This window comes from Lysinibacillus sp. NPDC097195, assembly GCF_044762075.1.
GTDB lineage: Bacteria > Bacillota > Bacilli > Bacillales_A > Planococcaceae > Lysinibacillus.
In genome coordinates this window covers 1-14,957 of the sequence record NZ_JBIWDP010000006.1, presented here as the reverse complement: position 1 = coordinate 14,957, position 14,957 = coordinate 1, and the positions used below count along the sequence as shown (strand labels likewise).

Sequence of the window (14,957 nt, the reverse complement as noted above, 5' to 3'; positions counted from 1 at the left end):
TATTGCATAAACGCTTATTTGTATGCATTGCGCCTTTTGCGTAATGATTTGCATTTTGAAGGGGTTATTTGATGCCATTCAAAATCTGTGCTTTAGTTTCTCTAAATAATGCTGCTTTATGCAATCATCTTGTTTCAATCGTAACACAGCACTTTCATAAAGCAAAGTGCACCCCGCTTTATTTTTTCCACTATGACTAAAGGAGGAAATGATATGACGCAACAAGCAAATCTTAGTGATAAAAATGCCTTTTGCCGCTTTGCTCTTGGTACTGGTATGACGGCGTTTGGTATTGCTAGAGCTTCTAGAAATCCTAACTGTATGAAAGGTGGACTTTTGATTGCATTAGGGGCCATGAAAATGGCTGAAGGTATTTTTAAATATTGTCCTTTAAAAGCTATGAAGGGCTCTGGTTTAGAAAATGTCATGAACACCTCTATGCAAAGTATGTTCAGTGAACAGAATTCTATGTCTTCCGGACAGAATTCAATGTCTTCTGGGCAAAATCCACTGAATTCTGAACAGAATCCAATGTCTACTGATCAAATCAATAAACTGATGCAGGATTTCTCCTCTGCTATAACTGGAAATGCGTCAGAAATAACAACATCAACAGCAAAAACTACTGCGACTGACGCCAACACTTCAACCCAAAATTCCTCGGACAGTAAAAATTCTACAACTAAAGCACAAAATCCTTCTTAGTCAAAGAAGCCGTCTCAATGCAAAATGAGACGGCTCCTTACTTTTTAAAGAAATGATAAGTCTATAATGATGAATACAATAGCTATTTAAAAGTACGCCAGCCGATATCTTTGCGGTAGAAGAAGTTGTCCCATTCAACTGTTGCAATACCAGCATATACTTGTTGTTGTGCTTCCTGTAAAGTAGGCGCTTTGGCAGCGACTAATAAAACACGCCCACCATTGCCTACGAATTTTCCATCTACAAACTTTGTACCTGCATGATAGACTGCGTGCGTAGCAGAAAGTGCTTCCAGATTCGGTAATGCATTGCCCTTGACTACATCTCCAGGATAGCCTTCAGCCGCAATGACAACGCCTAACATCGCATCCTTTGTCCATTGTAGATCAAATGGTTTTTCATCCATTAAGGCGCTCATAAAAGCTCCAAAATCTGATTGCATGCGTGGTAGTACAACTTGTGTTTCTGGATCACCAAAGCGAGCATTAAACTCAATTACTTTCGGTCCATTTTTTGTTAAAATTAGACCTGCATATAAAATCCCAGTAAACGATACCCCATCTGCTTCCATGCCTTGAACAGTAGGTTTAACGACCGTTTCAAATGCTACTTCAACGACATCTTGTGAAATTTGTGGTACAGGTGAATATGCACCCATCCCACCTGTATTTGGACCTTTATCGCCGTCATATGCACGTTTATGATCTTGGGCAATGACCATTGGATATATTTGACCTTTATGGACAAACGACATAAAAGAGAATTCTTCTCCATCGAGGAATTCTTCAATGACTACACGAGATGAAGACTCACCGAAACGCTGATTCCCAATCATATCTTGCACCGCTTCAATCGCTTCCTCATCGGTCATTGCAACCACAACACCTTTACCAGCTGCTAAGCCGTCTGCTTTAATAACAATTGGTGCGCCTTGTGCTTGGATATAGTGTATCGCTTGCTCTGCTTCTGTAAACGTTGCGTGTGCAGCAGTTGGGATATGATATTTATTCATAAGATCTTTCGCATATGATTTACTGCTTTCAATTTGCGCTGCTGCCTTCGTCGGGCCAAATATTCGTAACCTGCGTTGCGTAAAGAAATCCACAATTCCTTCTGCAAGTGGTTGCTCAGGACCAACAAAGGTTAAATCTACTGCATGTTCTTTTGCAAATTGCGCAAGACCTGCAAAGTCCATTGTATCAATCCCGATAACTTCTACATCATCACGCATACCATCATTACCTGGAGCTACATAAACTTTTTCTACAGACGGAGAAATGCTAAATTGTTTGGCAATGGCATATTCACGACCGCCACTTCCTATAACTAATACGTTCATATTGGGTGAATCCTCCTCTTTGACAATAAGGGCTATTTGAGTAGCTTTATGCATCCAACATCCACATCGCTATCCATAGGCAACTATGGCAGTCGCAACCCTCGCTACATGTTTTATTTGACTATTAAAAAATAGCATACTAGAAGCGCTCCCAGTATACTATTTTCTATTAGGATAGGCTTTTATCCTTTGTTAATTACAGTATGGCCGTTGATTAATGCTTGAAGTGACGCACGCCTGTAAACACCATTGCAATGCCGTATTCATTTGCTTTATCTATTGAATCCTGATCTTTAATTGAGCCACCAGGTTGGATAATTGCTGTAATCCCAGCTTCATGCGCAGCTTCCACTGTATCACTCATAGGGAAGAATGCATCCGATGCTAGTGAAGCCCCTTTCGCCTTGTCACCTGCTTGTTCGAAAGCGATTTTTGCCGCGCCTACACGGTTCATTTGACCAGCACCAACACCTAATGTCATGTGCGAATCGGTTACAACGATGGCATTTGATTTCACATGTTTCACTACAGACCATCCTAGCTGTAACGCTTCCCATTCTTGCTCAGTCGGTTCTCTGTCTGTCACTACTTTGACGTCAGCCTCTGCAAAGCCATAACTATCTGGCTCTTGTACTAATAAACCACCTTCAACAGATACAACGTTAAATTGATCTTTTTTCGCTTGCTCAAATGGAATAGTTAATAAACGGATGTTTTTCTTCTGTGTTAAAATGTCTAATGCTTCTTGAGAGAAAGCAGGTGCAATAATAATTTCTAAGAAAATATGGCTTAGCTTTTCTGCAGTTGCCGCATCTACTTCCGTATTTAATGCGATTATGCCGCCGAAAATAGAGGTAGGATCCGCTGCATAGGCTTTGTCAAATGCCTCTTCTAGTGTGACACCTGTACCAACACCACAAGGATTCATATGCTTCACAGCAACGGCTGCAGGCATTTCAAATTCTTTAACGATTTGAAGCGCAGCATTACCATCTTGGATATTATTATAGGATAACTCTTTGCCGTGCAATTGCGTTGCATACGCTAAAGAGAAATCCGAACCAAGACGTTTTTGATAGAACGCTGCTTTTTGATGTGGGTTTTCGCCATAACGTAAGTTTTGCTTTAATTCATAAGTAAGCGTTAAGCTTTCAGGGAATGCTTCTTCCGTTAAGTAATTCGAAATATAAGAATCGTACGCTGCTGTGTGACGGAAAACTTTCGCCGCTAGTTTACGACGTGTTGCAATTGTTGTAGCGCCAGTCGTTTTTAGTTCTTCTAAAACTTGCGCATAGTCATTGCTATCGACAATTACTGTTACGTATTGATGGTTTTTAGCAGCAGAACGTAGCATTGTTGGTCCACCAATATCAATATTTTCGATGGCATCATCCCAAGTTACATTAGGCTTTGAAATTGTTTCAACGAACGGATAAAGATTTACACACACAATTTCAATTGGTTCAATGCCATGCTCATTCATTTGTGCTCGATGAGAAGCATCATCAAATTTCCCTAATAGCCCACCGTGAATCATTGGATTTAACGTTTTCACACGACCATCTAAAATTTCTGGGAATTTTGTTACTTCATCCACTGCTGTTACTGCGACATTATTGTCTTGTAACATTTTTTTCGTACCACCAGTTGATAAAATTTCATAACCTAATGCCACTAATTCTTTAGCAAATTCTAAAATACCATCTTTATTGGAAACACTGATTAATGCACGTTTTGTCACAACGAAATCCTCCTAATTTGTCTCGTGATTATACACGAAAATATCTAACCAACAGTAGAGTTAGGTGCTAATTGAACGACTCGTTCTACTTGAGCGGAGTTCATCATGACTGGAGCGAATCCTACGGGCAATGAGCATCTCCCGTTACAATCAGCCAAACCTAACTACTTACTAATCTACTTTAATAATTGCTGTAATGCCTTTGTATAGAGTACATGCTCTTCTTTATGAATAGCCGTTTCAGTTGCTTCGCGATTACCTTCAATAACAGCAACTGCTGCTTGCGCAATAATGGGCCCTGTATCCATACCTTCATCTACAAAATGTACAGTAACTCCTGTCACCTTTACCCCATGTTCGAGTGCTTGGCCAATCGCATCTTTTCCTGGGAATGATGGCAATAGCGATGGGTGGATATTGACGATTCGCTGTGGATATGCAGCCAATAACACATCGCTAATTAAACGCATATACCCCGCTAGTACAATCCACTGCACACCATATTCACGTAAAGCTTCAACAATAGCAGTCTCGTACTCTACTTTTGACGTAAATTGTTTCGGACTTAAAGCAAGGACCGGAATGCCAAATTGTTTCGCACGTGACACTACAAATGCACCAGGCTTATCGGTTACAACAAGCTCAATCTTTGCATGTAGTTCGCCACGGTCTATCGCTTCTTGAATAGCCTGAAAATTACTGCCGCTCCCCGAAGCAAAAACGGCAATTTTAACCGGTGCAGTCATTACACTAAGCTCCCATCATGTGAGCCGTTAAATATAACACCCTCGCCCTTTACAACCCGACCGATTTTGTAAGCTTTTTCACCATTCGCTTGTGCTGAAGCAATGACTTTATCGGCTTCTGCTGCTGGTACAGCCAAGACGAAACCAATCCCCATATTAAAGACATTGTATAAATCTTTATCTTCAAGCTGACCTTTTTCCTTTAAAAATTCAAAAATGCGAAGAACTGGCCAAGAACCTAAGTCAATTTCAGTTGCTAAGCCTCCCGGCATCATACGTGGCAGGTTTTCATAGAAGCCGCCACCTGTTACGTGTGCACAACCATGTACGTCTGCTGTTTGTAATGCTGCCAGCACTGGTTTTGCATATAATTTAGTCGGTACTAAAAGTGCTTCACCGATTGGCCCTAAATCTTCGAAGCCTTCAACAACTGCATCTACTGCATAATCGTTGTCCGCGAAAACAATTTTACGTACCAATGAATAGCCATTTGAATGGACACCACTTGAAGCTAAACCAATAAGCACGTCACCTTCCACAATCTTTTCACCAGTAATAATTGCCGATTTTTCACAAGCACCAACCGCAAATCCTGCTAAATCATACTCATCTTCTTCATACAGACCTGGCATTTCAGCAGTTTCTCCACCGATCAAAGCAGCACCAGATTGTACACAGCCATCTGCAACGCCTTTGACAATTTGTTCGATTTTAGCTGGCTCTGCTTTGCCAAGTGCCACATAATCTAAAAAGTAAAGTGGTTCTGCACCTTGCGCTACGATATCGTTGACACACATTGCCACACAATCCATACCAATTGTATCGTGCTTGTCTACCATGAATGCTAATTTTAATTTTGTCCCAACACCATCTGTACCTGAAATAAGAACAGGTTCTTTAAGATTTAGTTCTGACAAGTCAAACATACCACCAAAGCCACCAAACGTACCCATCACACCGAGTCGATTTGTTCGTTCAACGTGAGACTTCATTCGTTTTACAGCTTCGTAGCCCGCTTCAATATTTACACCTGCTTGTTCATATGCCTTTGACATGCAGAGATCCTCCTTTAAATAATTTACGCAACCGTCCCTTACTTTCACAAGGAGCAGATTTGTCCATGTTCAACATTTAGTGAGGACGATAAATCCTGACCTAATGTCCATTCACACTTAGCGTAAAAGTTCTTTTTCGTGCGGTAAGATTGTATCTGGGAAAATTTCTGTTGGGTATTTGCTTGTAAAGCAAGCTAAGCAAAGACCTTTATTTTCATCCTCAAATGGACGCGCAATCGTTTCCACCATTCCTTCAACGGAAAGGAATGTCAGTGAATCAGCACCAATCGCCTGTCGGATTTCATCTACACTATGACTAGAAGCAATGAGCTCTTCATGTGTCGACGTATCAATACCGTAATAACAAGGATCAGTCATTGGTGGAGAAGAGATAACGACATGCACCTCAGCTGCACCTGCATCTTTTAGCATTTTGACAATACGGCGAGATGTTGTACCGCGCACGATTGAATCATCCACCATGACAACGCGTTTTCCTTTGACAACTTGAACAACAGGCGAAAGCTTCATTTTCACTCCGCGTTCACGTAATTCTTGCGTCGGTTGAATAAACGTACGGCCCACATAACGGTTTTTAATTAACCCTAACTCATACGGAATACCACTTTCTTCAGCAAAGCCAATCGCTGCAGAAATACTTGAATCGGGCACGCCAGTAACGACATCCGCTTCAATATGTGCACATTCACGTGCCAATTGTTTGCCCATACGTTTGCGTGCCATATGCACATTAATACCGTCAATATCTGAATCAGGACGAGCTAAGTATACATATTCCATCGCACACATTGCGCGATTTTCCATATCAGCAAAGCGGTCAGATTTTACACCCTCATCGTTTATAATTAATAATTCCCCTGGTTCTACAGAACGAACAAACTCTGCCCCGATTAAATCAAACGCACAAGTTTCAGAAGCAACAACCCAACCATCGCCTAACTTGCCAAGAGATAGCGGACGTAAACCATGTGGATCACGCGCAACAAGCATTTCATCTTTTGTCATAATTAAGAAAGAATACGCACCCTTCAGCAATGAAAGAGCATTTTTCACTTTTGCTCGAAAAGGTGAATGCGAGCTTTTCTTAATAAGATGCGCTAACACTTCTGTATCTGAGCTCGAATGAAAAATACTACCTTGACGCTCTAAATACTGCTTTAAGTGTGTCGCATTGACTAAGTTACCGTTATGAGCAATTGAAAGGCTTCCTGTAGATGAATGAAATAGTAATGGCTGTACATTTTCAATACCGCCACCACCAGCAGTCGTATATCGAACATGTGCAATGGCTGCTTTCCCGTCCACTGCTTTTAATTTCTCTTCATTGAAAACATCATTCACTAATCCTTCGCCTTTCACCGCACGAAGATGCTGACCGTCAGATACGACGATCCCTGCACCCTCTTGTCCACGGTGTTGAAGAGCATGAAGCCCGTAATAACTTAGGTGTGCTGGATTTGGGTTGCCCCATATACCAAACACCCCACATTCTTCGTTTAAGCCTCTGAGTTCAGCAAGCATGGGATTGCTCCTTTCCAATTAGAACGGAATTCCTCCACTGTACCTTCTACAAGCACACCGTTGTCCCCGTTGATTTTAACAAGCGCATCGTTTGTTACGACACCGATTTTTTGTGCATCTTTTACTGTTTCCATAAATGCAGCTGCATGTTCTTCTTTCACTGTTACTACAAAACGGGATTGTGTTTCACTGAATAGAGCCGTTGTTGCAGAGCCTGTTAACGTAACATCTAGACCAAGACCTTGCGCACCAAAAGTAGTTTCTGCAAGTGCTACAGCAAGTCCACCCTCTGCTACGTCATGCGCAGATTGGACAAGTCCCGCTTTAATTGCTTTTAGCAATGCTTGTTGGCGCGCTGCCTCCACCTCTAAATCGATAGCTGGTGCTTTTCCTGAAATTACACCGTTATTCAATAATTTTTGCAGCTCAGAGCCACCGAATTCTGTATTCGTTTCACCGATAACGAATACGATATCACCTGCTGCTTTTACATCTTGCGTCGTTACATGTGCTAAGTCTTCAATTAGACCTACCATACCAATTGTTGGGGTTGGATAAACAGCTTCTCCTGAACGTTCATTGTAAAGCGATACGTTACCACCGATTACTGGTGCATTAAGGGCTGTACATGCAGCAGAAATACCGTCAGCAGATTTTTCAATTTGCCAGAAAATTTCTGGTTTTTCTGGATTACCGAAATTTAAGCAGTCGGTAATAGCAAGTGGCGTACCACCTGTTGCGACAATATTACGAGCCGCTTCCGCTACTGCAATGGCACCGCCCACTTCCGGATCAAGATAAATGTAACGAGAGTTACAGTCCGTAGTCATTGCAAGACCTTTATTCGTACCACGCACACGGATAACTGCCGCATCTGAACCAGGTGCTACAACTGTTGATGTACGTACTTGATAATCGTATTGATCATAAACCCATTCCTTTGAAGCAATTGTCGGTGCTTTTAACAGAGCATTTAACGTTGCTTTAAAATCTGTTACAGCTGGTTCAGCGTTGTCCATTGCTTGGAATTGTGCATAGTATGCAGGTTCAGCGGATGGCTTATGATAAACTGGCGCATCTTCTGCTAATGCATCTGCTGGTACATTTGCTACAACTTCACCGTTGTGAAGTAAACGAAGCATTTTATCGTCTGTCACGACACCAATCGCTACTGCATCTAAATCATATTTATCGAAAATCGCTTTAATTTCATCTTCGCGACCTTTTTTCACCACTAATAACATACGTTCTTGAGACTCGGATAGCATCATCTCGTAGGCAGTCATCCCAGTTTCACGTTGAGGGACTAAATCAAGGTTCATTTCTACACCAGATCCTGCTTTTGAAGCCATCTCTGCTGACGAAGAAGTAAGACCCGCAGCACCCATATCTTGAATCCCGACTAGCGCATCAGATTTTACAACTTCTAAGCAAGCTTCAAGTAGTAGTTTTTCCATAAATGGGTCCCCTACTTGCACAGCTGGACGTTGATTTTCTGATTCCTCTGTTAATTCTTCAGAGGCAAATGTCGCACCGTGAATACCATCACGACCCGTTTTAGCCCCTACGTACATCACTGTATTACCTACACCTGCAGCAATTCCACGTTGAATATCTTTGTGGTCAATTAAACCAACGCACATTGCGTTCACTAGTGGGTTGCCTTCGTAGCATGGGTCAAATTGAATTTCGCCACCAACAGTTGGAATCCCAATACAGTTACCATAGCCAGCAATACCAGCAACCACTTCTTCGAATAAGTATTTACCACGTGCTGATTTCAGCTCACCAAAGCGAAGTGAATTCAGCATAGCAATTGGACGTGCGCCCATTGAGAAGACGTCACGAATAATACCGCCTACACCTGTTGCTGCCCCTTGATAAGGCTCAATGGCTGAAGGGTGGTTATGAGACTCCATTTTAAAGACAACTGCTTGCTCGTCCCCAATATCGACAATCCCTGCTCCTTCACCAGGACCTTGTAATACTTGAGGTCCTTTTGTAGGGAATTTACGTAAAACTGGTTTTGAATTTTTGTATGAGCAGTGTTCAGACCACATTACTGAGAAAAGACCAGTCTCTGTCCAATTTGGTAAACGGCCTAAAATACCTTCGACCATTGCAAATTCTTCGTCTGACATTCCCATTCCAGCGTATAGCTTTTCATCTTTGATTTGCTGTGCTGTTGGCTCAAACTTAGTTGTTGACATGATTTTCCCTCCACTGCTTCACAATTGATTTGAATACTGCTAGACCGTCTGCTCCGCCCACTAATGCATCGACAGCTCTTTCTGGGTGAGGCATCATCCCTAATACATTGCCGCGCTCGTTAATAATCCCTGCGATATCGGCTAAAGAACCGTTCGGATTTTCTCCTGAGTATGTGAACACGATTTGATTGTTATCTTTTAGTTTTTGTAATGTTTCCTCGTCACAGTAATAGTTACCTTCACCGTGTGCGATTGGAATATTAATTACTTGACCTTGCTCATAGTGATTTGTGAATAATGTATTGTTGTTTTCAACTTTAAGCTGAATTGTACGACACATGAATTTCAAATTTTTATTGCGCAGTAATGCACCTGGCAATAAACCGGCTTCAGTAAGAATTTGGAACCCGTTACAAACGCCTAATACGGGCTTACCAGCATCTGCTGCTTTTTTCACTTCTGCCATTATGTTTGATTGGTTCGCCATCGCGCCACAACGTAAGTAGTCGCCATATGAGAAGCCTCCAGGTACTAAAATACCGTCGAAGCCACTTAAATCTGTTTCTGCGTGCCATACATATTCTACTTCTTCACCTAGTTCGTCTTTAATCGCATGATACATATCGATGTCACAGTTTGACCCAGGGAATACGAGTACTGCGAATTTCATGATTAGTTAGCCTCCTCGACTTCGTAACGGTAGTCCTCAATTACTACATTGGTTAAAACTTTTTCACACATTTCTTTTACTAGAGTATCAATATCACGCGCTGAATCGCCGACAGTTAGTTCAAGATATTTACCGATACGTAAATCTTCTACTTCATCGTAACCCATTTTTGCTAACGAACCTTGTACTGCTGAACCTTGTGGATCTAGAATACTCTCACGTAATGTCACGTAAATTTTAACTTTTTTCATTGTTATTTGCCTCCGAGTCTAGAAAGAATAATAGTATATACTTCAGTTAAATTACCAAGGTCTCGACGAAAGACATCTTTGTCCAACTTTTGCTTTGTTTTTGTATCCCAAAGTCTGCATGTATCTGGTGAGATTTCATCTGCCAGCAAAACGTCTCCATTTGTATCACGACCGAATTCTAGCTTGAAGTCAATTAGCGTGACATCGACATCAGCGAAAATTGGTTGCAATACTTTGTTCACAGCTAATGCTCCATTATAAATAGCTGTTACTTCTTCCGGTGTTGCTAAACCAAGTACATCAATATGCTCAGTCGTAATCAATGGATCGCCTAACGCATCATCCTTATAATAAAATTCAACGATTGGGCGTTTTAATAGTGTGCCTTCATCAATACCAAGACGTTTAGCTAAGCTCCCTGCTGCAATATTACGTACGACAACTTCGATTGGAATAATATCAACCTTTTTCACTAGTTGTTCTGTAGCAGATAATTGTTTTACGAAATGTGACGCAATTCCGTTTGCTTTTAATTTTTCGAAAATTAAAGAAGTAATACGGTTATTTAAAATGCCCTTGCCTTCAATTTCTTCTTTTTTCTCACCATTAAAGGCAGTTGCACTATCCTTGTATTCTACTAAAAGTATAGTAGGTTCTTCTGTTGCATATAGTTTTTTGGCTTTACCTTCATACAAAAGTTGGTCTTTCGTCATATCGTCATTCCCCCAGATTATTATGAAATACGCCTCGACGTATTAATGTTAAGGATTTTGAATCTGGGATAAGATTCAAAACCCGTAACATCCGTCGTGGCACTAACTGTCTATCAATTCAATACGGTTAGTTAAGTCCAAGACGCTCAAAAATCATATCTACATGTTGTAAGTGGTAGTTGTAATCAAAGCACTCATCTAACTCTTCCTTCGTTAAGTAAGAAGTGATTTTCTCACTTGCATCAACTAACGTACGGAATTGTACTTGCTCGTCCCACGCCTGCATCGCTAATGGCTGTACTGTATCATACGCTTCTTCACGTACTAATCCTTTATCGATTAACGCTAATAAGATACGTTGAGAGTAAATCAGTCCAAATGTACGACCCATATTACGTTTCATGTTTTCAGGGAATACTGTTAAGTTTTTAACGATGTTGCCGAAGCGATTTAACATATAGTTCAATGTGATCGTCGCATCCGGTAAAATCACGCGCTCAGCAGATGAATGTGAAATATCACGCTCATGCCATAACGCTACGTTTTCATAAGCTGTCACCATGTAACCACGCATTAAACGTGACATCCCAACCATGTTCTCAGAGCCGATTGGATTACGTTTATGTGGCATTGCAGATGAACCCTTTTGCCCTTTGGCAAAAGCTTCTTCTACTTCTCTTGTTTCAGATTTTTGCAATCCTCGAATTTCAGTTGCAAACTTTTCAATTGATGTTGCAATTAATGCAAGAGCACCTAAATATTGTGCATGGCGGTCACGTTGTAATGTTTGTGTTGAAATTGGTGATGCTGTAAGCCCTAATTGATCGCATACATATTGTTCTACACGTGGGTCAATATTGGCGTATGTGCCTACTGCTCCAGACATCTTACCTGTTTCAATCACCGCTGCTGCTGCCTCAAAACGTTCTAGGTTACGCTTCATCTCTTCGTACCATAAACCTAATTTTAAGCCGAATGTTGTTGGCTCAGCATGCACACCATGTGTACGCCCCATCATCACCGTATGCTTATGTTCTTTTGCCTTTGCCGCAATAATATCAATAAAATTTGTAATATCTTTTCGTAAAATATTATTTGCTTGTTTAATTAAATAAGAAAGAGCTGTGTCTACAACATCTGTTGAAGTTAAGCCGTAGTGCACCCATTTACGCTCATCACCAAGAGTTTCCGATACAGCGCGTGTAAAGGCTACTACATCGTGTCGTGTCTCTTTCTCAATTTCTAATATACGATCCACATCAAAGGATGCATTGGCACGAATTTTAGCTACATCTTCTTTTGGAATATCGCCGATTTCTGCCCAAGCCTCACATGCTAAAATTTCAACCTCTAGCCAAGCTTGGTATTTATTTTGTTCTGTCCAAATTGCACCCATCTCGGGTCTTGTGTAACGTTCAATCATCGCGTTTCTCCTTCTATTCTGACCAAATGCCAGAACTCTCGATTTGTTGTAGTGTTGCTTCTAAGTCTTTTGTCATAATCGTTACGTGGCCCATCTTACGGTTCACCTTAGCTTCAGCTTTCCCATAAAGATGTACTGACCATTCAGGATATTTTGCAATTGAGTTACTAAGTGGCATTACATGCTGCCCTAATACATTCACCATTATAGATGGCGCCCAAAGTTGTGGCTTGCGCAATGGCCAACCACAAATAGCGCGTATATGCTGATGGAATTGTGATATATTACATGCTTCTATCGAATAATGACCTGAATTATGAGGTCTCGGTGCTAGTTCATTAATTATTATGTTACCGTTTTCTAACACGAACATTTCTACTGCCAGCGTCCCTACTAAATTTAAGTAATCTGCTATTTTCAAAGCTTCTTGTTCAGCCGCTTGTGCTGTCGACTCTTCAATACGTGCTGGTACAATTGTTTCGTGTAAAATATGATGAACATGTATGTTTTCACCAACTGGCTGACAATATAATTCGCCATCACCGTTTCGCTGTACAATAACTGATACTTCTTTTACAAAAGGTACAAAACCTTCAGCAATGCACTGGGAATGAGCAAAAAGCCCTTTCGCCAATGGTAAATCTGCTGCTGAGTTTAGAAGTTGCTGTCCTTTGCCATCATAGCCACCCCTTGCTGTTTTTACGATACATGGGTAACTAATCTGATCAATGTTAGCTACTAACTCCTCATATGTATTGGCTACTATATAAGGAGCTACTGGACAGCCCGCTTTGACAATTGCATCCTTCTCTGTCACACGGTTTTGTGTAATGCGTACTAATTCCGCTCCTTGTGGGACGTAAGCCATTTGTGTTAAACGTTTTAAGCCATCGTAATCGATATTTTCAAACTCATACGTAATAACGTCACTGACTTCAGCAAGTTCCTCTAATGCGGCCTCATCATCATAAGGTGCCACAATTCGAATATCTGCAACTTGTCCACATGGTGAATCCATTGTCGGTTCAAGAACAGCTATTTTAAAGCCTGCTTCCTTAGCAGCAAGTGCCATCATACGGCCAAGCTGTCCTCCTCCGATTATTCCTATCGTCTGTCCAGGATAAATTATTTTTGTCACACTAAGTCACCTGTGCTTTCCAAAACTTGTTGCTTAGTCGCCTCACGTCTAGCATCTAGTTTATTAGCAAGCTCTACATCTGTTGTCGATAAAATCTGTGCTGCAAGTAAGCCTGCATTTGTTGCACCTGCTTTTCCAATTGCCACAGTTGCTACAGGTACACCACCTGGCATTTGTACAATGGATAACAGTGAATCAAGACCGTTAAGCGCACGAGATTGTACTGGCACGCCAATGACAGGTAACGTTGTCTTAGCTGCTACCATACCTGGTAAATGCGCCGCACCGCCAGCACCTGCAATAATTACTTGAATACCACGACCACGTGCTGCCTCCGCATATTCAAACATTAAATCAGGCGTACGATGTGCAGACACTACTTTCTTCTCGTACGGTACTTGTAACTCATCTAAAATATCACACGCATGTTTCATAGTTTCCCAGTCACTTGAACTACCCATAATGACACCGATTTTCGGATTCATGAATTGTCGCTCCTTTTAAACGATAGAAAAATGATCGATTATTGTGCAAGCCTCTATTATTCAATAGTTACTGCATTTCTTTCTCTTTATTAACAAAGAAAAACCTCAAATAAGCTACTCTCTACTCTAGGCGTGAAAGCAGCTTACTTGAGGACTATTATGAAAAGAATATGCAGATTTAGACATCTGTACACACACCTTCCCGTAACATGCCAAAAGTTGCTTTCCCGCATAGTCCAGCATTTACGGTGCCGGGTAGAGACACTAGAGCCAATCCTCTAGCATATATGAGGGATTTAATTGTTTTCCTAATCACATTTTAACAATTGGAAACAATATCGTCAACGAAAAATGCGAACATTTTATTTTAGGCTTTAAAAATCGTTCGGTTTTAAGGGTGATTTATTCAGAATCTTGACACAACATACCTTTAAATTGTATTTTTTGACGCAAGTATGTGGGTTCACCATTTACTAAATGAAAAACTGGTTCCTCTTTACGTCCCATCGCGATATATCCATCTTTCCGCATTCTAGCCAAGCACTGATCAATCGTTTCATTTTCTTCCACTTCATACCAAATTTGCTTTTTTCCCAAACTGTTCTTCCTTCCATTCGCATGTTGTTGTTGTTTTTTCCTTACTTGTAATATCCATTATACCCGATATAACGCATCCTGAATGCACGATATTGAAAAGCTAGTAATGCTGTACAAATTCTAAAAATGATTACCATATCATCTTGAAATAGTAGTAATATCGTAATCTCCTACTTAGTGTGTAGATTAATTAGCTGATAGGAAGGAAATAAAAAAAGCCAAGGAATAAATCCTTGGCTTTTTGACAATTGCCTAGCGACGTCCTACTCTCACAGGGGGAAGCCCCCAACTACCATCGGCGCTAAAGAGCTTAACTTCCGTGTTCGGTATGGGAACGGGTGT

Annotated in this window: 14 protein-coding genes, 1 rRNA gene and 1 riboswitch; of the genes, 1 reads left to right on the top strand and 14 read right to left on the bottom strand. The window is 41.0% G+C overall.

Annotated elements, in window-relative coordinates; translation table 11 throughout:
* Nucleotides 1-213: 213 nt before the first annotated feature.
* Nucleotides 214-705 (top strand): YgaP family membrane protein, encoded by a 492-nt coding sequence (locus ACIQXI_RS19435; RefSeq protein ID WP_402927881.1) that lies wholly within the window; start codon nt 214-216, stop codon nt 703-705.
* Between the two features lie 82 nt (nt 706-787).
* Here ACIQXI_RS19435 and purD read toward each other — a convergent pair whose 3' ends face one another.
* From purD to rrf, 14 genes are all read right to left on the bottom strand, one after another.
* The gene (gene purD, locus ACIQXI_RS19430; protein ID WP_402927880.1) at nt 788-2,044 is read right to left on the bottom strand and encodes a phosphoribosylamine--glycine ligase; all 1,257 of its coding nucleotides are present in this window, start codon (nt 2,042-2,044) and stop codon (nt 788-790) included.
* A gap of 214 nt (nt 2,045-2,258) precedes the next feature.
* Nucleotides 2,259-3,785, bottom strand: coding sequence for a bifunctional phosphoribosylaminoimidazolecarboxamide formyltransferase/IMP cyclohydrolase (purH, locus tag ACIQXI_RS19425; RefSeq protein ID WP_402927878.1), 1,527 nt, complete (start codon nt 3,783-3,785; stop codon nt 2,259-2,261).
* A gap of 176 nt (nt 3,786-3,961) precedes the next feature.
* A complete protein-coding gene (purN, locus tag ACIQXI_RS19420; protein ID WP_402927877.1) occupies nt 3,962-4,531 on the bottom strand; it encodes a phosphoribosylglycinamide formyltransferase in 570 nt (189 codons plus the stop codon).
* Nucleotides 4,531-5,586, bottom strand: a complete 1,056-nt coding sequence (gene purM / locus ACIQXI_RS19415) for a phosphoribosylformylglycinamidine cyclo-ligase (RefSeq protein WP_402927875.1) — start codon at nt 5,584-5,586, stop codon at nt 4,531-4,533. The genes purN and purM overlap by 1 nt, the downstream gene beginning before the upstream one ends.
* Nucleotides 5,587-5,703: 117 nt before the next feature.
* Entirely contained in the window at nt 5,704-7,128 is a 1,425-nt protein-coding gene (purF, locus tag ACIQXI_RS19410; RefSeq protein WP_402927873.1) for an amidophosphoribosyltransferase, read from the bottom strand.
* On the bottom strand, nt 7,104-9,338 hold the full coding sequence (gene purL / locus ACIQXI_RS19405) for a phosphoribosylformylglycinamidine synthase subunit PurL (RefSeq protein ID WP_402927871.1): 2,235 nt from the start codon (nt 9,336-9,338) through the stop codon (nt 7,104-7,106). The genes purF and purL overlap by 25 nt, the downstream gene beginning before the upstream one ends.
* Complete coding sequence (gene purQ / locus ACIQXI_RS19400; RefSeq protein WP_402927869.1) at nt 9,325-10,008, bottom strand: phosphoribosylformylglycinamidine synthase subunit PurQ; 684 nt, start codon at nt 10,006-10,008, stop codon at nt 9,325-9,327. Before purQ ends, purL begins: the two co-directional genes overlap by 14 nt.
* A 2-nt stretch (nt 10,009-10,010) precedes the next feature.
* Nucleotides 10,011-10,259 carry a phosphoribosylformylglycinamidine synthase subunit PurS gene (gene purS, locus ACIQXI_RS19395; protein ID WP_402927868.1) on the bottom strand — a complete coding sequence of 83 codons (249 nt, stop codon included), beginning with the start codon at nt 10,257-10,259 and terminating at the stop codon, nt 10,011-10,013.
* 2 nt (nt 10,260-10,261) lie between these two features.
* Nucleotides 10,262-10,972, bottom strand: a complete 711-nt coding sequence (purC, locus tag ACIQXI_RS19390) for a phosphoribosylaminoimidazolesuccinocarboxamide synthase (RefSeq protein WP_402927866.1) — start codon at nt 10,970-10,972, stop codon at nt 10,262-10,264.
* A gap of 127 nt (nt 10,973-11,099) precedes the next feature.
* Nucleotides 11,100-12,395, bottom strand: a complete 1,296-nt coding sequence (gene purB / locus ACIQXI_RS19385) for an adenylosuccinate lyase (RefSeq protein ID WP_402927864.1) — start codon at nt 12,393-12,395, stop codon at nt 11,100-11,102.
* 13 nt (nt 12,396-12,408) lie between these two features.
* The gene (purK, locus tag ACIQXI_RS19380) at nt 12,409-13,533 is read right to left on the bottom strand and encodes a 5-(carboxyamino)imidazole ribonucleotide synthase (protein ID WP_402927863.1); all 1,125 of its coding nucleotides are present in this window, start codon (nt 13,531-13,533) and stop codon (nt 12,409-12,411) included.
* Nucleotides 13,530-14,018, bottom strand: coding sequence for a 5-(carboxyamino)imidazole ribonucleotide mutase (gene purE / locus ACIQXI_RS19375; RefSeq protein WP_340822204.1), 489 nt, complete (start codon nt 14,016-14,018; stop codon nt 13,530-13,532). The genes purK and purE overlap by 4 nt, the downstream gene beginning before the upstream one ends.
* A gap of 212 nt (nt 14,019-14,230) precedes the next feature.
* Nucleotides 14,231-14,329: riboswitch (purine riboswitch) on the bottom strand.
* Between the two features lie 91 nt (nt 14,330-14,420).
* Nucleotides 14,421-14,615 (bottom strand): NETI motif-containing protein, encoded by a 195-nt coding sequence (locus tag ACIQXI_RS19370; protein ID WP_402927862.1) that lies wholly within the window; start codon nt 14,613-14,615, stop codon nt 14,421-14,423.
* 250 nt (nt 14,616-14,865) lie between these two features.
* Nucleotides 14,866-14,957: ribosomal RNA gene (gene rrf, locus ACIQXI_RS19365) — 5S ribosomal RNA — on the bottom strand; the annotation flags it as partial.

Coding starts and splice junctions, on each gene's coding strand:
- ACIQXI_RS19435 (WP_402927881.1), top strand. CDS start 214: ATGACGCAACAAGCAAATCTTAGTGATAAAAATGCCTTTTGCCGCTTT.
- purD (WP_402927880.1), bottom strand. CDS start 2,044: ATGAACGTATTAGTTATAGGAAGTGGCGGTCGTGAATATGCCATTGCC.
- purN (WP_402927877.1), bottom strand. CDS start 4,531: ATGACTGCACCGGTTAAAATTGCCGTTTTTGCTTCGGGGAGCGGCAGT.
- purM (WP_402927875.1), bottom strand. CDS start 5,586: ATGTCAAAGGCATATGAACAAGCAGGTGTAAATATTGAAGCGGGCTAC.
- purF (WP_402927873.1), bottom strand. CDS start 7,128: ATGCTTGCTGAACTCAGAGGCTTAAACGAAGAATGTGGGGTGTTTGGT.
- purL (WP_402927871.1), bottom strand. CDS start 9,338: ATGTCAACAACTAAGTTTGAGCCAACAGCACAGCAAATCAAAGATGAA.
- purQ (WP_402927869.1), bottom strand. CDS start 10,008: ATGAAATTCGCAGTACTCGTATTCCCTGGGTCAAACTGTGACATCGAT.
- purS (WP_402927868.1), bottom strand. CDS start 10,259: ATGAAAAAAGTTAAAATTTACGTGACATTACGTGAGAGTATTCTAGAT.
- purC (WP_402927866.1), bottom strand. CDS start 10,972: ATGACGAAAGACCAACTTTTGTATGAAGGTAAAGCCAAAAAACTATAT.
- purB (WP_402927864.1), bottom strand. CDS start 12,395: ATGATTGAACGTTACACAAGACCCGAGATGGGTGCAATTTGGACAGAA.
- purE (WP_340822204.1), bottom strand. CDS start 14,018: ATGAATCCGAAAATCGGTGTCATTATGGGTAGTTCAAGTGACTGGGAA.